The organism is Saccharopolyspora sp. NPDC000995 (assembly GCF_053599315.1).
The window spans coordinates 13,634-30,187 of sequence record NZ_JBSFLZ010000048.1; the positions used below are offsets into that span (position 1 = coordinate 13,634).

18 protein-coding genes are annotated in these 16,554 nt (G+C 69.9%); 8 read left to right on the top strand and 10 right to left on the bottom strand.

Going from position 1 to position 16,554, the window contains the following annotated elements:
• The first annotated feature begins 49 nt into the window (after positions 1-49).
• Both nhaA and ACWDKQ_RS17625 read left to right on the top strand, forming a co-directional pair.
• Positions 50-1,288, top strand: coding sequence for a Na+/H+ antiporter NhaA (gene nhaA / locus ACWDKQ_RS17620; RefSeq protein ID WP_450139802.1), 1,239 nt, complete (start codon positions 50-52; stop codon positions 1,286-1,288).
• A 159-nt stretch (positions 1,289-1,447) separates the two neighbouring features.
• Entirely contained in the window at positions 1,448-1,954 is a 507-nt protein-coding gene (locus ACWDKQ_RS17625; RefSeq protein WP_450139803.1) for a phage holin family protein, read from the top strand.
• 196 nt (positions 1,955-2,150) lie between these two features.
• Here ACWDKQ_RS17625 and ACWDKQ_RS17630 read toward each other — a convergent pair whose 3' ends face one another.
• The 4 genes from ACWDKQ_RS17630 to nth form a co-directional block, all read right to left on the bottom strand.
• Positions 2,151-3,335 carry a MarP family serine protease gene (locus ACWDKQ_RS17630; protein ID WP_450139804.1) on the bottom strand — a complete coding sequence of 395 codons (1,185 nt, stop codon included), beginning with the start codon at positions 3,333-3,335 and terminating at the stop codon, positions 2,151-2,153.
• Positions 3,336-3,479: 144 nt separating this feature from the next.
• On the bottom strand, positions 3,480-4,190 hold the full coding sequence (locus ACWDKQ_RS17635; RefSeq protein ID WP_450139805.1) for an NUDIX hydrolase: 711 nt from the start codon (positions 4,188-4,190) through the stop codon (positions 3,480-3,482).
• Entirely contained in the window at positions 4,187-4,825 is a 639-nt protein-coding gene (locus ACWDKQ_RS17640) for a TlpA family protein disulfide reductase (RefSeq protein WP_450139806.1), read from the bottom strand. The genes ACWDKQ_RS17635 and ACWDKQ_RS17640 overlap by 4 nt, the downstream gene beginning before the upstream one ends.
• Positions 4,822-5,649, bottom strand: a complete 828-nt coding sequence (nth, locus tag ACWDKQ_RS17645; RefSeq protein WP_450139807.1) for an endonuclease III — start codon at positions 5,647-5,649, stop codon at positions 4,822-4,824. Before nth ends, ACWDKQ_RS17640 begins: the two co-directional genes overlap by 4 nt.
• 243 nt (positions 5,650-5,892) lie before the next feature.
• Here nth and ACWDKQ_RS17650 point away from each other — a divergent pair, with 243 nt between their 5' ends.
• The 4 genes from ACWDKQ_RS17650 (at position 5,893) to ACWDKQ_RS17665 (ending at position 9,398) form a co-directional block, all read left to right on the top strand.
• A complete protein-coding gene (locus ACWDKQ_RS17650) occupies positions 5,893-6,147 on the top strand; it encodes a hypothetical protein (protein WP_029535541.1) in 255 nt (84 codons plus the stop codon).
• A 93-nt stretch (positions 6,148-6,240) separates the two neighbouring features.
• Positions 6,241-6,915 (top strand): Crp/Fnr family transcriptional regulator, encoded by a 675-nt coding sequence (locus tag ACWDKQ_RS17655; RefSeq protein WP_010307868.1) that lies wholly within the window; start codon positions 6,241-6,243, stop codon positions 6,913-6,915.
• 164 nt (positions 6,916-7,079) lie between these two features.
• Entirely contained in the window at positions 7,080-7,403 is a 324-nt protein-coding gene (locus tag ACWDKQ_RS17660; protein WP_450139808.1) for a hypothetical protein, read from the top strand.
• Between the two features lie 720 nt (positions 7,404-8,123).
• The gene (locus ACWDKQ_RS17665; protein WP_450139809.1) at positions 8,124-9,398 is read left to right on the top strand and encodes an MFS transporter; all 1,275 of its coding nucleotides are present in this window, start codon (positions 8,124-8,126) and stop codon (positions 9,396-9,398) included.
• Positions 9,399-9,858: 460 nt separating this feature from the next.
• On the opposite strand, the gene ACWDKQ_RS17670 is transcribed toward ACWDKQ_RS17665, so the two are convergent.
• Together ACWDKQ_RS17670 and ACWDKQ_RS17675 are read right to left on the bottom strand one after the other, a co-directional pair.
• A complete protein-coding gene (locus ACWDKQ_RS17670; RefSeq protein ID WP_450139825.1) occupies positions 9,859-10,656 on the bottom strand; it encodes an MBL fold metallo-hydrolase in 798 nt (265 codons plus the stop codon).
• On the bottom strand, positions 10,656-11,486 hold the full coding sequence (locus ACWDKQ_RS17675; protein ID WP_450139810.1) for an NUDIX hydrolase: 831 nt from the start codon (positions 11,484-11,486) through the stop codon (positions 10,656-10,658). Before ACWDKQ_RS17675 ends, ACWDKQ_RS17670 begins: the two co-directional genes overlap by 1 nt.
• A 145-nt stretch (positions 11,487-11,631) precedes the next feature.
• Here ACWDKQ_RS17675 and ACWDKQ_RS17680 point away from each other — a divergent pair, with 145 nt between their 5' ends.
• On the top strand, positions 11,632-12,519 hold the full coding sequence (locus tag ACWDKQ_RS17680) for a Gfo/Idh/MocA family protein (protein WP_450139811.1): 888 nt from the start codon (positions 11,632-11,634) through the stop codon (positions 12,517-12,519).
• Positions 12,520-13,084: 565 nt separating this feature from the next.
• On the opposite strand, the gene ACWDKQ_RS17685 is transcribed toward ACWDKQ_RS17680, so the two are convergent.
• From ACWDKQ_RS17685 to ACWDKQ_RS17700, 4 genes are all read right to left on the bottom strand, one after another.
• Complete coding sequence (locus tag ACWDKQ_RS17685) at positions 13,085-14,173, bottom strand: hypothetical protein (protein ID WP_450139812.1); 1,089 nt, start codon at positions 14,171-14,173, stop codon at positions 13,085-13,087.
• Between the two features lie 28 nt (positions 14,174-14,201).
• Positions 14,202-14,831, bottom strand: a complete 630-nt coding sequence (locus tag ACWDKQ_RS17690) for a hypothetical protein (protein WP_450139813.1) — start codon at positions 14,829-14,831, stop codon at positions 14,202-14,204.
• 327 nt (positions 14,832-15,158) lie between these two features.
• On the bottom strand, positions 15,159-15,617 hold the full coding sequence (locus ACWDKQ_RS17695; protein ID WP_450139814.1) for a RidA family protein: 459 nt from the start codon (positions 15,615-15,617) through the stop codon (positions 15,159-15,161).
• Position 15,618: 1 nt separating this feature from the next.
• Entirely contained in the window at positions 15,619-15,777 is a 159-nt protein-coding gene (locus tag ACWDKQ_RS17700; protein WP_093157991.1) for a DUF4177 domain-containing protein, read from the bottom strand.
• A 343-nt stretch (positions 15,778-16,120) separates the two neighbouring features.
• On the opposite strand from ACWDKQ_RS17700, the gene ACWDKQ_RS17705 reads away from it, so the two are divergent.
• Positions 16,121-16,504: a hypothetical protein gene (locus ACWDKQ_RS17705; protein ID WP_450139815.1), complete on the top strand. Its 384-nt coding sequence runs from the start codon at positions 16,121-16,123 to the stop codon at positions 16,502-16,504.
• The last annotated feature ends 50 nt before the right edge of the window (positions 16,505-16,554 follow it).

Genomic DNA, 16,554 nt, shown 5'->3' on the forward strand with positions numbered 1-16,554 from the left:
GAAGACTGGTCGGCGTTGTAGCCCGTGCTACCCGCGATCGGAGCCGACAGTGTCGAAAGCCGCCCGCAACAAGCCGCGGCCCGCCAAGGCCCCGCGATCTGTGCGAACGTTCGACTTCGGCTCCTACCTGCGGACCGAAACCGTCGGCGGCATGGTCTTGCTGGCGGCCACCGCCGTCGCGCTGCTGCTGGCGAACTCCCCCGCGGCGGGGCTCTACCACGCGATCCGCGACTTCGAGATCGGGTCGGCGGCCCTGCACCTCGACCTGTCCATCGGCGACTGGGCAAAGGACGGGTTGCTCGCGATCTTCTTCTTCGTCGCGGGGCTGGAGCTCAAGCGCGAACTCGTGGTCGGCGAGCTGTCCAACATCAAGAGCGCGCTGCTGCCGGTGATCGCCGCGATCGGCGGCATGATCGTGCCCGCCGTGCTCGCCTTCTCGATCGGACATGGCACGCCCGGCGCGCATGCCGCTTGGGCGATCCCGGTCGCCACCGACATCGCCTTCGCGCTGGGCGTGCTTTCCCTGACCGGCTCCTGGATGCCCACCGCCGCGCGTGTCTTCCTGCTGAGCCTCGCGGTCGTCGACGACCTGGGTGCGATCGTGGTGATCGCGGTGCTGTTCACCGAAGGGCTTAGTGTGCTCGCGCTGCTCGCTGCGGTCGTGCTCTGCGTCGCCTACTGGTACCTGCAGCGCAAGCGGATCACCACGCCGTGGCTGTACGTGCCGCTGGCCGTGGCCACCTGGATCGCGGTACACACCAGCGGCGTCCACGCGACGATCGCCGGCGTGGCGCTCGGGCTGCTCACGCGCGTGAAGCGCGACCCGCACGAGCCGGCCTCGCCGGCGATGCGCCTGGAACACCGACTGCAGCCCTGGTCGGCCGGGCTCATCGTGCCGGTATTCGCGTTCTTCGCCGCCGGGGTTCCGGTGAACGGCGAGGCGCTGGCCGCCATCGGCGCGGACCGGGTGGCCGTCGCGGTCATCATCGGGCTGGTGGTGGGAAAGCTGATCGGCATCTTCGGCAGCTCCTTCCTCGCGGTGAAGCTGCGCATCGGCGCGAAACCGGACTCGGTGCAGTGGCGCGACATGGCGGCGCTGGCGATGCTCGGCGGCGTCGGCTTCACGGTCAGCCTGCTGATCACCGACCTGTCGCTGGCCGGTGCGGCGGCGGAACGCGCAAAGGCCGCGGTGCTGATCGCGTCCGGCATCGCGTCGCTGCTCGCCGCGATGGCCCTGCTGCGACGCGGCCGCAAGCTCAACAACGGCAACGGCACCGACGACGCCTGAACCGCGACCTGACCTCGAGAGACCGCAGTTTCAACTGAAACTGCACCTCGAGGTCCCGGCACGAGGTTCAATTGAAACTGCGGAACACCTGCCGATGAGGGCCACTCACGGGTAACGCACCGCGAGTCGCCCGGTCGCCCGTTGATCGCCCGTGGCACGATGGGCCACGTGAACAGCGCCCAGAAGAGCACCAACGGTAGCCGTGGCGGTGCGGGGTGGACTGCGGTCACGTCCATCCCGCTGTCCGAAGAGGGCACTGCTCCCGACGGGCAGTCCATCGGCAGTTTGGTCCGCGATGCCACGACTCACCTGTCCACATTGGTCAGGTCCGAGGTAGAGCTGGCCAAGACCGAACTCGCCGGCGAGATGAAAAAGGCCGTCAAGGGCAGCGTCTACTTCGTCCTAGCGCTGACCGTGCTCGGCTTCAGCCTGTTCTTCCTGTTCTTCACGCTGGCCGAGGGGCTGGCCCAGCTCGGGCTGTGGCGGTGGGCGGCCTTCGGCATCGTGTTCCTGGTGATGTTGCTGGTGGCGGGCCTGCTGGCGCTGCTCGGCTACGTGCGGGTGCGCAAGATCCGGGCACCGAAGCGCACCATCGAAACGCTCAAGGACACCAAGCAGATCGCCAGGCGCCGCCACGACACCGAGGAAACCCCGGCAGCGTCCTGAGCGACGCGCCCAGCACCGAGGGCGATCTGTTCCGCTGCTCAAGGCCAGTGAGTGCTTTTGGGTTGCCATAGCCCCCAGAAGCACTCACGGGTTCTTTGCCTTTGAAGCGCCGATGGGCTCAGCGCGCCCTCGCAGCTTCCAGCGCCGCGGGTTCTCAGACGCCACCTGCACCGCCGCTTCGGACAAGTCCGGACGATCAGTGGGTGCAGGGGCCGGTGGCGACCCCGGTGGACAGCCGGGGTGCGGCGGCCACCTCGTCGGCGACCTGGTCCGCGGTGAGGGCGAAACCCGTCTCCGGGTCGTCCACCGCAGCGCCGAAGACCACGCCCACGACCTTGCCGCTCGGGTCGATCAGCGGCCCGCCGGAGTTCCCGCTCTGCACCTTGCCGCGCACCGTGTAGACGTCGCGGACCACGGTGTTCGCGTCGTAGATGTCCGGCCCGCGCAGCCTGATCCGCTCCCGGATGCGGCCCGCCGACGCGGTGTAGGGCCCGTCCAGCGGGTAGCCCAGCGCGATCACGTCGTCGCCCGGGCTGGCCGGACCGGGCGCGAAGGTCATCGCGTTCGCGTCCAGGTCCGGCACCGCCAGTATCGCGACGTCCTCGTCGGGTTTGTAGAGCACGACCTCCGCGTCGAACTCGCCGCGGCCGATCTCGATCGCCACCCGGTCCGTGCCCGCGACCACGTGCGCGTTCGTCATCACCCGGTGTGGCGAGATCACGAACCCCGTGCCCTCCAACGCCCGCGCGCAGGACGTGGCACGGCCGCGGACCTTCACCACGCTGGTCCGCGCGTTGCGCACCGCCGGGCTGTTGGCCAGCGCCGCGTCCGGCGGCGCAATCTCCGCGACCGGGGTCTGCGAGAACGGTTCCAGCGCCTGCGGGAATCCGGACACCCCGAGCATTTCGCGCAGGTCATCCGGTAGCGCCTTGGCCGATTCGGGCATCACCGAGTTGACTGCGGTCAGCACCTTCGACCGGCTTATGGCGGCAGCGAGGCCGGGTAGCGCGGACGCCGACGTGAACGGCAACGCGATCAGCCACGCCACCACGAGGACCGCGACGAACTGCAGGACCGCGCCCAGCGCATTGTCCACACCGGTCAGCTTTGGCGAGGTGATCCGGTCCCGCAGTTCCCGGCCCGCCCACATGCCGAAGGTCTCGCCGACGGCAACCAGCAGCACGACGATCCCGACGCCGAAGGCGAGGCGGGCGACCGGGCTGTCCAAACGGTCCAGCAGCAGCGGCGCCACCTTCAGGCCCACGACCGCGCCGACGAACACACCCAGGAACGAGAACAGGGCGGTGACCAGGCCGCTGCGAGCCCCCGAAACCGCGGCGAGCAGTGCCAGCAGCACCACTAGGAGGTCGACCCAGTTCACCCGCTCACCTCATCCTCGCCGCGACGATCGGCCTGCACCACGTTCTCAGAACTCGTCCTCGAAGCGGCGCAGCTTCGGCCCGACGCGCGCGACTCGCACCGCCGCGACGATCAGCCGAGTTCGGAGACCAGGCTCTCAAACCGCTCAAGAACGTCCGAAACCGATGTCCTCCGCCTCCTCGGCGGCCCGCCAGGCCTCGTCGAGTTCCCGCACGTCGGCGCGGTCCCAGCGGCGCGACCAGCCGGCCAGGTCCAGCAACCCGGACAGCAGTCCGCCGGTGAAACCCCACACCAGCATCCCGGGCACCAGGAACGCCGGGCTCGGATGCCGCCCGGCCAGCTCCACCCGCAGCCGGTTCTCCGGATCGGTCAGCCACGAGATAGGCACCCGGGCCACCGCCGCTGTCTCACCGGGGTCCACCGGCGCGACCGGGGATGGTTGGACCCAGTGCGCGAGCACTGGGGTCACGCGGAATCCGCTGTGCGCCACGTGCAGTTCCGGCAGCGTCGCCACCGGGCGGACGCCCTCCGGCCGCAACCCCACCTCCTCGACGGCTTCCCGCAACGCGGCGTCGACCGGTCCTCGATCGACATCGTCGAGCGAGCCACCGGGGAAAGCAACCTGGCCGGGGTGCGAGCTAAGGCCGTCGGCGCGGCGCAGCAGCAGCACGTCCGGACCGTTCGGCCCCTCCCCGAAGAGCACCAGCACCGCGGCCGGGCGGGCGTCGGCCGGCGGGCTCTCGCGCGGCCAGCCGAAGTGCCCCGGGTCCAGGTCGGCGGAGCGCTTGACCAGGCCCTGCAACCAGTCGGGCAGCTCCACCGGGTCGGTCAGCGGGCCCGTTCGTCGCTGGTTCACCGGTCGCTCCCAAGGGTTCGCTCGACGGCGGCCCGGACGTCGTCCGGTGATTTGAAAACGACCGGTGGATCGATGCGGCGAACCTCGCCGGAGGCGGTCACCACGTAGCTCACCGGCAACACGTTCGGCGCCTTCAGCGCGGCCCGGACGCGGCTGTCTCCGTCATGCACGTTGGGGAAGTGAACGCCCAGCTGGGTGAGGAGGTCAAGACCGTCCGTCGGATCGCTCTGGACCTCAACACCCAGAACCCGGATCGCGCCCGGCTGCCCCGCGTATGCCTGCAGCGCGGGCAGCTCGGTGCGGCACGGCGCGCACCAGGTCGCCCAGAGGTTGATCAGGGTGGGGCCACCGGCGACGGCGGCACCCACGTCAGCGGGCTGCCCGTCGGCCAGGCAGCTGCCGATCACCCCGGCCAGTGCACCTGGAGCGCCGCTAGCAGCCGGACAGGGTTGCAGCGCCGCCGCGGTCCGCTGCGCCGGGTCGACGGCTCGGGCCGCCGGTGCCGGGGCCGGTGCGGCGGATTGCTGTTGCTGCTGGTCCGCGCCGCGCGGCCAGAGCGCGATCACGCCCAGCACCGCGAGCACGACCACCACGATGGTCCAGCGGATCTCATTGCGGTAGGCGCGCAGGTTCACGCGACCGGCTCCTTGGCCGCAGCCTGCTCGATGGTGCGCTCCGGGACCTCGTCGACGACCCCGGCAAGCGCCAGCAGCCGCGGCGCCTCCGGGCCGCGCACCAGCTTCGCGGCCTGCGCGGGTTCGATCGGGCCCGCCCCGTAGGACGGGCAGTCCCTGGCCAGCAGGCAGGCCCCGCAGGCGGGCTTGCGGGCGTGGCAGACCCGGCGGCCGTGGAAGATCACCCGGTGCGAGAGCATCGTCCACTCCTTGCGCGGGATGAGCTCGCCGATCGCGTGCTCGACCTTGACCGGGTCCTCCTCCTCGGTCCAGCCCCAGCGCCGGACCAGGCGTCCGAAGTGGGTGTCCACGGTGATGCCCGGGACGTCGAAGGCGTTGCCGAGGATGACGTTGGCTGTCTTTCGGCCGATGCCGGGCAGCTTGACCAGCTGCTCCAGCTTCCCCGGCACCTCGCCGTCGTACTTCTCCACCAGGGCCGCGCCCAAGCCCAGCAGCGACGCCGCCTTGTTCCGGTAGAACCCGGTGGAACGGATCATCTCCTCCAGCTCGGTGCGGTCCGCCGAGGCGTAGTCGGCGGCCGTCGGGTACTTCTTGAACAGGGTCGGGGTGACCTCGTTGACGCGCTTGTCGGTGCACTGGGCGGACAGGATCGTGGCGACCGCGAGCTCCAGCGGAGTCTCGAAATCCAGCTCGCAATGCGCGTCCGGGTACGCCTCGGTCAGCGACCGCAGCATCCGGCGAGCCCGTCGGGTGAGCCCCAGCCGGGTTTCACCGCCCGAACGGGTCGCGGCACTCTTGCGCTTGTTCCGAGCCAGGTCTGACACCCCACCAGCCTACGGATCCGATCGCCCCGGAAACCCGCCGCACCGGCGCAGCCCGGGGCCGCCGGGGATGTCGAACGCTGACTGCGTTGCGCATCCGGGTTAGGCGGCGCCCCGACACGGTCCGGGGACCCAGCCTGACCATGAGAAGAGGTCGTCACGGAAGGTGGCCGAACAGTCACGCTCGCCGAGATGCCTACCCCGGTTGCACCCGCCCCGAAGGCATGAGCGAGGATTCAAATCATGATGGCTGCCTGGTTCGTCATCGTCGTGCCGCTCGTGATCATGTTCTTCACCCTCTTCATGGAGCGTGTGGAGGCCCGCCTGCGGCACGTCGCGGTGCAGGAGAACGAGGTGGAAGAGTTGCTGGAGAACGCTCGCCCCGACGAGGTGCGGGCGCTGTTCCGGCAAGGCATTGGACGCGCGCTGGAGTTGTTCCAGCTCCGCAGGGTGGGACGCGCCGGTAGACTGCGTACTCGCCGTTCCCGCGACCAGTCTTAGAATTACTGGTAGTGATCGGCGGCACACCGCTAGATTCGCACTCGCGGGTCCGGCACCACGGACAGCCGCCGCGTCTCAACATGGAGGGACGAGGTGGACGAGACACTGGCCCGGGCCGGCATCTTCCAGGGCGTTGAGCCGGCCGCGGCAGAGGCACTGGCCCAGTCGCTGGAACCCGTGGAGTTCCCGCGAGGACACGTGATCTTCGCCGAGGGCGAGCCGGGCGACCGGCTCTACATCATTCAGTCCGGCAAGGTCAAGCTCGGACGCAAGTCGCCCGACGGTCGCGAGAACCTGCTGGCGATCATGGGCCCGTCGGACATGTTCGGCGAGCTGTCCATCTTCGATCCGGGTCCGCGCACCTCGACGGCGACCACGGTCACCGAGGTTCGCGCGCTGAGCATGGACCGGTCTGCCCTTCGGCAGTGGATCGCCACGCGCCCGGAGATCGCCGAGCAGCTGCTGCGCGTGGTCGCGCGCAGGCTGCGCCGGACCAACGGCATGCTGGCCGACCTGATCTTCACCGACGTGCCGGGCCGCGTTGCCAAGGCGTTGCTGCAGCTCGCGCAGCGCTTCGGCAGCCAGGAGGCAGGACTGCTGCGGGTCACCCACGACCTGACGCAGGAAGAGATCGCGCAGTACGTCGGTGCTTCGCGGGAGACCGTGAACAAGGCGCTGGCGGACTTCGCGCACCGCGGTTGGCTGCGGCTGGAGGGCAAGAGCGTGCTCATCCTCGACCCCGAGCGGTTGGCCCGCCGCGCCCGCTGAGCACTGATGCAGGAGCGACGCCGTGAACTGACGCGCGTCGGCCGACGGGTCCGGGACCGCTTCCCGGGCTCTTCAGCTGGCGTGCGTTTTTTATGCCCGAAAGTCAACCTGATGGTCGCCTGCGGCGTGTAGAACCTTGATCGGTCGATCGAGAGGCGGGCGGCATGCACTGGATTGGTTACGTAGGGGTGGGCATGTTGCTCCTGCTCGGCATCGGCATCGTCTGGGACCGGTGGGCCGCTCACACCCGGCGGCTTCGCCGACGCGCGGGAGCCAACCACGCCGCCGCGCGTCGGCGAGCCACCGCACGCCGACAAGTTTCCGGGCGGAGCGACAGCGGCTCCAGCGGCGCCGACACGAGCTGGGGCTGGGACCAAGGCAATTCGTTCGGCGGACACCACGGCGCCGGACACCACGGCGGGTGGGATTCCGGCAGCGGGTGGGATTCGGGCGGCTCGGGCGATTCCGGCGGCGGCGGTGGCGACTGAGACTCTTTCAGTTCGTGCTCGGCTTGGAACCCCCAGTAGCGGATGGCGTCCTACGGACGACCGTCGAACAGATGATCTGAGGGGACCAACCGCTGGGCGGAATTTTCGCAATCGCGATCGTGGCGGTGTTCGCGATCTTGATCGTCGCGTCCGTACGACCCAAGGGTGGCCGCGGCCGCAGCTCTCCGGCAGTTCCGGCGGGGCCTGCTAAGGCGACATCGGCAGCTACAGCGAAACGAGCGGCGGATTCGGCGGGAGCGACGGCGGATTCCGGGGCAGCTCCGACGGCGGTGCTGGCGGTTTCAGCGGGGGCGGCGACGGCGGTGGCGGCAGCTGCTGGCATCCGAACCGGCTCCAGAGCATGTGTGAAGGGGCCGGACGCCGCCCCCGACGCGGCGCTCCGGCCCCTTCACTGTGCGTGGTTCGTCCCCCGACGACTAACCACGCTCCCCGATCCTCCGATGCGTCGGCCCCGAATCCTTGGCACCAGAGGAAAGCCTCTTCATTGAAGATGCTGGACGGCCGGTGCCGCCAGCAACCCCTCTCACCTTCCAGGACGCGGCTGCCCGCAACTCGGTTGCGAGGTTCACCCGGATTGCGTAGTAGCCACGCTTACCTGAGTGTGCCCTGTTCTGTCAGCGGACGAACCGGGTAAAAGGTCCCTTTCTGTCTCGTGTGAGGGGCTTTACCCGAATCTCCGCGGGAGGGCTACCCGGACCAATGTTGGTACTGTCGTACCAAAATTGGAATACTGTTCACGTGCCCCAGTCAACGTCCCTCACCGACTACCGCACCGCCCTGACCGCTCCCGGCGCCCGCGGGCCCGTCATCGCCTCCTTGCTCGGCCGCCTGCCGATCGCGATGGTCGGCCTCGCGCTGATGCTCTACGTACAGCAGGAGACCGGCTCGTTCGCGGCGGCCGGACTGGTGTCCGCGGGTGCGCTGATCGGTGTCGCCTGCGGCTCGGTCGCGCAGGGCCGGGTGATGGACCGGGTCGGACCGACCGTGCCGCTGTACTTCATGTCCGGCGTGTTCGCGGCACTGGTGACCGTCGAGTTGGTGGCCATCGAGCTGCACGCCCCGGTGGCGCTGATGACCGCGCTGGCGTTCCTGGTCGGAATCAGCGAGCCGATGGTGGGCCCGGCCTCGCGGGCGCTGTGGGGGCGGCTGCTGCCGCCCGGCCCGGCGCGGGAAGCGGCCTACTCATACGAGGCCATCAGCATGGAGGCCTTCTTCATCCTCGGCCCGGGCCTGGCTGGCCTGATGGTCTCGATGCCGTGGCCGGGGGCCGGGGTCGTCCTCGGTGCCGCCTGCATGGTCATCGGCAGCGTCGGCTTCGCCTCCACCCGAGCCGCCCGCGGCCACCGGCCGGACCCGGCGGAGCGGCTCGGCAGCAGCCTCCTCGGGGCGATCGCGAGCCCGGGGATGCGGACAGTGGCGCTCGCCGCGCTGGGTTTCGGCATGCTGATCGGCTTCATGGAGGTCGGCGTGCCCGCGGCGGCCGTGGAGGCGGGCCACCCCACCGCCGGCGGCCTGCTGCTGAGCCTGCTGTCGGTGAGCTCGGTGGTCGTCGGCGTCGCCTACGGGCTGCGTCCCTGGCCGCGACCGATGCACTTGCGGCTGCCCGCACTGCTGTTCGGCTTCGCCGCGCTGCTCACCCTGCTGGCTGTGCCGTCGACGCTGTGGGGCTTGTGCCTGGCGCTGCTGGTGGCGGGCAGCCTGATCACTCCGCAGTCCACCGCGCACTCGGTGGCGATCGAGATAGCGACACCGGCGGGCACCGCCACCGAGGCGTTCGGCTGGGTGGTCGCCTCGGTGACGTTGGGCACGGCCATCGGCCAGTCGATCAGCGGTCAGCTGGTCGAAATCAGCGGCCCGGCGGCGTCGTTCCTGACCGCGAGCGCGGTCGGCGTCGTACTCACGGCGGTCCTGTGGCTGCGCCGCCGCACCCTGATCTCGACGTCCCGCTCCGATCTCTCCCTGGCTGGTATCTGACCCGGTCAGCGCCGGACTGCCCCGGGCGGCCAGAGCGGCTGCCGCGGAGCGCGCGTGGTGCGTGCGGGGCGAACGGACCGCTCACCTCGATAGACGACGCGAACAGGCCGTTCGCTCCACCCACCCAACGCCACCCGACACATTCGCAGCAGGCGTGCCGCGCCTGAAAGTCGCGGGTGATCAGCTTCGGAAACGGCAGAAAAACAGCAGGGCTCGTTGAGCGGGGCACCGCGGGACCGATCAGCCGCCGATTCTCGGATCAGCCGCCGATTGCTACGGCTTTTCCAGACCGCCGTCGAGCAGCGGCTAGCTTCCTGCTGGTCAGCATCAGCACGGCATTGGCGCTGACTGCCGTGGCTCGCTGTCCATCTGACTCCTCGGCGGTAGCCTCACCACCGCTGCCGTCGCTGGCCTGCTGCAGCCTTGATCGGCTGCGGCGGCGGGCAAACCGATCTCGGCATCAGTCCCGAAGTTCGCCCTGTTCTCGCAGGTAGGCGAGTTGGGCTTGGACGGTCAGTTCCGCCGCGGGCCAGACCGAGCGGTCCACGTCCGCGTAGACGACCTCCACGACCTGGCGCGGCGTGACCGCCGGTCCGAGGTCGCGGACGGCCGCGCGGACCTGGTCGAGACGCTGTGCGCGGTGCTGCAGGTAGGCCATCGCGATCGCTTGGGCGTCGGGAAGCTCCGGGCCGTGGCCGGGGAGCACCCGCAGGCCGGGCGGCAGCGCGGCCAGTAGACGCAGCGACTTGAGGTAGGAGCCCAGGTGACCGTCGGGGTAGGCCACGACCGCCGTTCCGCAGCCGAGGATGCTGTCGCCGGTGAACACGGCGGGTTCGTCGTGGTCGGCGATGAAGCACACTGAGTCGGCGGTGTGACCCGCCGTGGCGACCGCGCGCAACTCCACGCCGCCAGCCTTGATGATCTCGCCGTCCCGGATCGCTTCCGCTCCCCAGCACAGTGCCGGGTCCAGCGCGCGCACCGGAGCGCCGGTGCGCTCGACGAACTGCTCGACTCCGTCGGTGTGGTCTCCGTGGTGGTGAGTGAGCAGCACCAGCGAGACCGAGCCCTGTTCGGCGACGCGGCGAAGGTGCTCGGCATCGGCCGGGCCGGGGTCGATCACCACGCAGTCGCCCGCGTCCCGCTCGCGCACCACCCACGTGTTCGTGCCTTCCAGCGTCATCGGCGACGGGTTGTCCGCCAGCAAGACCGATGCGTACGGCGTGACCTGGCGCAATGCCCCGTAGGCGGGGTGCTGCATCACTTCGCCTCCTTGAATCCAGGTTCGCCGGGCAGGACCGCGTGCCACCGGCCGTTGCGCCGCACCAGCTTCGGCAGGATCTTGTCCAGGGTGCGTTCGGCCGCGAATGCCGCCAGCAGGCTGCCGCACTCGGCGAGCTCGCTGAGGGTGACACGGGTCGGCGGGAGCAGGTGGCAGCGACCCTGCTCGAAGTCCTCCAATGCCTGATTCGGCGTGGCCCAGTACGCCTCGGTCGCCTCCGTGGTGACCGCGTCGGCCCGCTGCCCTTCGGGCATCGCGGCGAGGAAGAACCGCGTGTCGTAGCGCCGCGGCTCGCCTTCCGGGGTCACCCAGTTCGCCCAGGGGCGCAGCAGGTCGGCGCGCACGACCAGGCCCTCGTCGGCGAGGAATTTCGCGAGCGAAACCTCGCGGGAGACCAACGCAGCACGCGCATCGGCGTAGCGGCTCGTGTCGCCGACGACCGTCGTGTGGTCCGGCCCGGCCAGCAACACGCCGGCCTCCTCGAACGTCTCGCGCACGGCCGCGCTCACGAGCGCGCGAGCCACGTCCGGTGAGCAGCCGAACCGCTCGGCCCACCAGTCCGCATCGGGCCCGCTCCAGACCACCGAGGCGTCAGCGTCGCGATTGTCGACGCCGCCACCGGGGAAGACCGTCATGCCGCCGGCGAACGGCATGCCCTTCACTCGGCGCTGCAGGAACACCTCTGGACCCGTCGCGCCGTTGCGGAGCAACATCACGGTCGCCGCGTCCTTGGGCGCAGCCGGCTGCTCGGGCGGCGTTTCGGGGACGAATCCCGTTGGCAGGGAACGATCTTCGGGCAGTTGCACCATGCGGGTCACCCTATGCCGGAAGACACTTGGAATGTCATTGGCAGAATCAATTTCGCACGGAGAGCGCAGCGCCCGCCCGACACGCCCGCCGCGCCGGGCGACCCCAATCGCCGCAACGGCGATGAGTCAACGGCACCATTGCAGCATGGACGAAGCACTGCGGGTCGGCGTGGTAGGAGCCGGTCCCTGGGCCCACCGAGTGCACGGCCCGGGTTTGTACGAACATCCAGGAACGCGGTTGGCGGCCGTGTGGGCACGACGGCCGGATGTGGCCAAGACCTTCGCCGAACCGTACGACGCGGCGGTCGTCGACGGTTTCGACGAACTGCTGGAATCGGTGGACGCGGTGGCATTCACGGTGCCACCTGCGGTGCAAGCCGAGTTCGCGCCGGAAGCTGCCCGCGCAGGCAAGCACCTGGTGCTGGAGAAACCGTTGGCCCTCGATCCGGCCGGTGCGCGCGAGATCGTCGAAGCGGTGGACGAGGCAGGGGTAGCCGCGCTGATGATGCTCACCCGCCGGTTCGCGCCGGAGGTGCGGGAGTGGCTGGCGGCCTTGCGGGAGCGCGACAGCTGGCAGGGCGGCACCGGGCGGTGGCTGGCAGGAGGGCTGCTGGCGGGTGATTACGCGATGTCGCAATGGCGCCAAGAGCAGTGCGGCGCGTTGATCGACGCGGGCCCGCACGCGATCGACCTGCTCGACGCGGCTCTCGGCGAGATCGAGCAGGTGCACTACGCACACCGCAGCAGCGACGGCCTCTGGCAGATCGTGTTCGGCCACGCTGGCGACCTGACCAGCACGTTGACGCTGTCGCTGCGCATGCCGGTGCAGCCGTCGCTGGTCGACTTCGCGGTGTACGGCGAACACGGCCAAGCGCCGCTGCTGGGGCGGCGGACGGCGGCCCGCGAGTGCTACCTGCAGATGCTCGACGACCTCCTCGCGATGATCCACGAGGAGCGCACGGAGCACTCGTGCGACGTGCGCCGGGGCCTCCACCTGCAGCAGGTCCTCGCGGACGTCCAACAGGCGGTCTAGGTGGCTGGTGTTGTTCGGGAAGTACCCGGCAGGTGCCTCGAACTTCGAAGCCGAGCTAGGGTGGACTGATTCGATCGGCGACCGTCTTCCCGTCCGTCTGCGGCGATCTCAGAACTCCCACGATGTCCGGATAGGCCTGTCGATGAAAATGAGATCGTTGGACACCAGCCACCTAAGAGACGCTGTTTTGCTGGTCAGCTGCCGCGAATGCGTTTGGGCGCCATGGAGGCCGTTCGGGAACTGCGTTCCCCGCGCAGTGGTGCATCCCCGTTGGCTGGTGTGGAGCGAACGGCCTGTTCGCCTCGATAGGTGAACGGACCGTTCGCTCCATCCCGCCACACCGGGCTCGCGCTGCCGTGGCGGGCGGCGAACGGACCGCCCGCCTCACTAGCTGCGGGGTGGCCAGAAGCTGCGGGGTGCACAGATGGCTTCGCCGTCTCGAAGACACAAACCGCGTTACAACGACCATGTCCCACCGCATCCAAAGCACGCTCTATGGCATCTATGGCATCTCAGCGTGCTCATGAGCGTTTACCAGCTGGAACAGCGCTCCTGGGACACCTGGTCAGGAGCGCTGTTGCTGGGGGGCGTAGGCCTGGTTGTTGGCCGGGGCCGCGCCGATCGGCGGGAAGCCACCGGTGCCGCCCGGCATGGTCGACGTCCAGCCCTCCTCGCCGTTGTTCGCCCCGTTGGGCCGCCGCGTCTCGGGCCGGCCCTGCTCCCGCTGCGCGAGCTCCTCGTGCAGCTTGCGCAATAAGTTGCGCTCGCGGTCGGTCAGCTTCGCGTCGACCGCCGGCGGCACCCGCATCGCGTTCGCCTCGGCGGCGGCTGCCGCCGCAGCCGTCACCGCCTGCGCGTGCTCCGACTGCGGGATCGAGCGCTCCGGCTCAACCGGTGCTGCCCGCCGCTGCGGCTCCGCCGCGCGCTTCTCCTCCGCAGGGCGCTCCGCCGGACGCTGCGCGCTCTCCGGCGCGACCGGACGCTCCCGCGTGACCGGGCGCTGCGCTTCCTCCGTCCGGAGGCGTTCCACTGGTCGCGGGGCAGGTGCGTCGAGGCGCACCCGGTGCGCCGCCGTTAGGGCTTCGCGGTGGTATTCGGGCAGTTCGGCGCCGCTTTCGAATACGTCAACCGAGCAGTTGATGCCGACCCGCCGCATGGCCTCGATCAGTTGGTAGGCGACCGCCGTGGTCGAGCCTTCCGGGCTCACCTCGGCGAGCAAGATGCGCCGGGGCACCGGTCCGTAGCTGGCGCCGGCCGGGGTGGTCCGCGAGGCGCACCACAGCCCGCGCACGCCCTGGAGCCGCCCGGTGACCGACTCCAGCGCCGCCACCAGGTCTCCGTCGTCCTCGGCCGGTTCGCCGAACCGGTGATCATCGGATGGCAGCGAGTCCACCACGTGCACTCGGTCCGCCAGGGTGTGCGTGGAACGGGTTTCGTCCAGCACCCGGCGCAGGTGGTACTGCTCGGACGAGGTCACTGGGATGTGGCCAGCCAGCAGGCAGCCGGTGAGGAACTCGGCCGCAGCGTCCGGCTGGCCAATGCCGAGCAATTCGTGGGCGCTGTTGATCCCGTCGTCGTCCACCCGGCCGGTCATGGCCAGCAAGAGGTTGTGCAGCCGTTCCACGGGTCCGGCCCCCTCAGCCACGTCCACCACGCACGCCTCCTTCACGGATGTCGGCCGCTCAACCGCGGCGGCCGGCAAGTTCTTCGGCTCCCGCGCACACCAGCACCGATTCCGCGAGGGCGGCGTGGTGGTACGCGGTGGGTTCCAGCTCGGGCGGGAGCACCTCGACGCAGGGGGCGGGTTCACCGAGCGCTCGTAGGATGCGCTGGATCTCCCCGGTCAGGCTGACGACGGCGGCGGACGCCGTCACCAGCACGACCAGCTTCGTCGCGCCGCCCTTGTCGCGCCGCCAACTGCTGCGCACCTCGCGGACCCCGGGGCGGCGGCGCAGCGTGGCGCCGAGGACCAGCACCGCGGAGTCGCCGACGCTGCTCGCGGGGCGTTCACGGCTGAACGCGTGCTGCGGGACGGCGTCGGGTTCCACGGGGAGGACGGCGTTGACCATCGCGGGGTCGGCGCCCAGCGGCGCCAGCGCGTTGGCCAGCAGTTGGTGTTCGGCGTCGTCGAGTGCGATCCGCTCGCGGACGAGCGTGCCCGGCAGCATCTTCGCGATCACCTCGGCGGCGTCCCCGGCCAGCCAGTCGCGGAAGCGCCACAGGTGCCGGTCCGGCAGCCGCCCGGCGAGCCGGAGAAGTAATTCGTGGCACAGCAGATCGGTTTCGCGCACCGCCACGTCGGGCCCTCCCACCCTCGTACTCCATAGATTGCGGGTGTCGCTCGCCGCCCCCGACCTCTCGCTGCACCCATCGAGGTGAACTTTGGTCGCGAGAACCGGATCAATCAAGCCGTTGAACCGTCTTTCGCAACACACTGGAATCGATACCCCTATTCGGGTTATGCCAGATCTGACGAACCTAAGCAGGGGGTGATCGCAGCGTACTGGTTGTGGGCGGTGCTTCGTGGCCGAGCCACCGAAAACGCCATCCGGTATATCCGCCAACAACTCGTTGTGACGTATACGAAACGCGGCGTCACCCGGAACCGGGTAACGCCGCGCAAATTACGTCACGGGTGCTTATTCGACCTCGACGATCAGTTCCACCTCGACCGGGACGCCGAGCGGCAGTTCGGCCACACCCACCGCCGAGCGGGCGTGCTGGCCTGCCTCGCCGAAGATCTCGCCGAGCAGTTCCGACGCGCCGTTGACCACCCCGGGCTGACCGGTGAAGCCCTCCGCGGAGGCCACGAAGCCGACGACCTTGACGATCCGCACCACCGAGTCCAGGCCAACCAGCCCGTCCACCGCGGCGAGCGCGTTTAGCGCGCAGATCGCGGCGTGCTGCTTGGCCTCCTCCGGGGTGATCTCCGCGCCGACCTTTCCGATCCCGGCGGGCTTGCCGGCGACCATCGGCACCTGGCCGGCGGTGTACACCAGCGAACCGGTGCGCACGGCGGGCACGTACGCCGCTACCGGACGCACGACCTCCGGTAGCGGGATGCCGAGCTCCGCAAGGCGGTCCGTCCACCGACCCATGTCAGGCCTCCTTCGGGCGCTTCAGGTAGGCCACCATCTGCTCGCCGGTCGGACCCGGCAGGACGGAGACCAGCTCCCAACCGTCCTCGCCCCACTGGTCGAGGATCTGCTTTGTCGCGTGGATCAACAGCGGCACCGTCGCGTACTCCCACTTCTGCATGCGTGCAGCTTAGGAGACCCGCCGCCCGCCCTCTGCGTCGCCGCGCTCACGCTCCGGTCTTGACGGGCAAGCCCGCCCCGCCCCAGCCCTCGATTCTCGATTCCTTCGTTGGTACTTGCGGACGCCGGAGCAGGCGAGCCGCTCCAACTTCGCCGCGACGGCCTGGCTGTTGCCGCGGGCGGCGTTCGAGCAGTGCACGGCGATGGCAGCAAATTGCGGCAGCGCGTGCGCTCCGCCGCCACCGGCCTGTTCACCGAGCACGGCGTGGACGGCGTGACGATGGACGCGGGAGTCCGCAAGGGCACGGTGATCCGCCGGTTCGGCGACAAGTCCGGGCTAACTAATGGCCGCGCTGCTCGACGAGCGGGAACGAACGCCGCAGTACGCGGTGTTCACCGGACCGCCACCTCTCGGGCCGGGGCTGGCCGATGCGGAACTCTTGCTGGCCTTCCTCGAGGCCTATGGCGACTACCTGGCCGAGCACCTCGAACTGGTTCGGCTCCCGGAAACCGCCGCTGCGGGCGCCCGGTACCGCATCGGCTCCTACCGCCTCTGGCACCGGCGTCTGACCCTCCACTGCGGTGCGGCAACGGATCCGGAGCACCTCGCGCACGCGCTGCTGGCAGCAATCGAGGCGGACCTCAACTCCGCCCTTCGGAGGCGGACTTACAGGTGGGAGCGGCTGCGCGCGGGCGACCGCGACCTCGCGGAGCGCGCCCTGCGCTGATCGGCGCCGATCCCGACGTGTGGCGGGAGTTCGCGGTCAGCACACATCCG

Excerpts from the sequence above, each read along its gene's own strand:
- ACWDKQ_RS17625 (WP_450139803.1), top strand. The coding sequence starts at position 1,448 with ATGGGCCACGTGAACAGCGCCCAGAAGAGCACCAACGGTAGCCGTGGC.
- ACWDKQ_RS17650 (WP_029535541.1), top strand. The coding sequence starts at position 5,893 with ATGGCTGCCTGGTTCGTCATCGTCGTGCCGCTCGTGATCATGTTCTTC.
- ACWDKQ_RS17660 (WP_450139808.1), top strand. The coding sequence starts at position 7,080 with ATGCACTGGATTGGTTACGTAGGGGTGGGCATGTTGCTCCTGCTCGGC.
- ACWDKQ_RS17665 (WP_450139809.1), top strand. The coding sequence starts at position 8,124 with ATGTTGGTACTGTCGTACCAAAATTGGAATACTGTTCACGTGCCCCAG.
- ACWDKQ_RS17670 (WP_450139825.1), bottom strand. The coding sequence starts at position 10,656 with ATGCAGCACCCCGCCTACGGGGCATTGCGCCAGGTCACGCCGTACGCA.
- ACWDKQ_RS17675 (WP_450139810.1), bottom strand. The coding sequence starts at position 11,486 with ATGGTGCAACTGCCCGAAGATCGTTCCCTGCCAACGGGATTCGTCCCC.
- ACWDKQ_RS17680 (WP_450139811.1), top strand. The coding sequence starts at position 11,632 with ATGGACGAAGCACTGCGGGTCGGCGTGGTAGGAGCCGGTCCCTGGGCC.
- ACWDKQ_RS17695 (WP_450139814.1), bottom strand. The coding sequence starts at position 15,617 with ATGGGTCGGTGGACGGACCGCCTTGCGGAGCTCGGCATCCCGCTACCG.
- ACWDKQ_RS17700 (WP_093157991.1), bottom strand. The coding sequence starts at position 15,777 with ATGCAGAAGTGGGAGTACGCGACGGTGCCGCTGTTGATCCACGCGACA.
- ACWDKQ_RS17705 (WP_450139815.1), top strand. The coding sequence starts at position 16,121 with ATGGCCGCGCTGCTCGACGAGCGGGAACGAACGCCGCAGTACGCGGTG.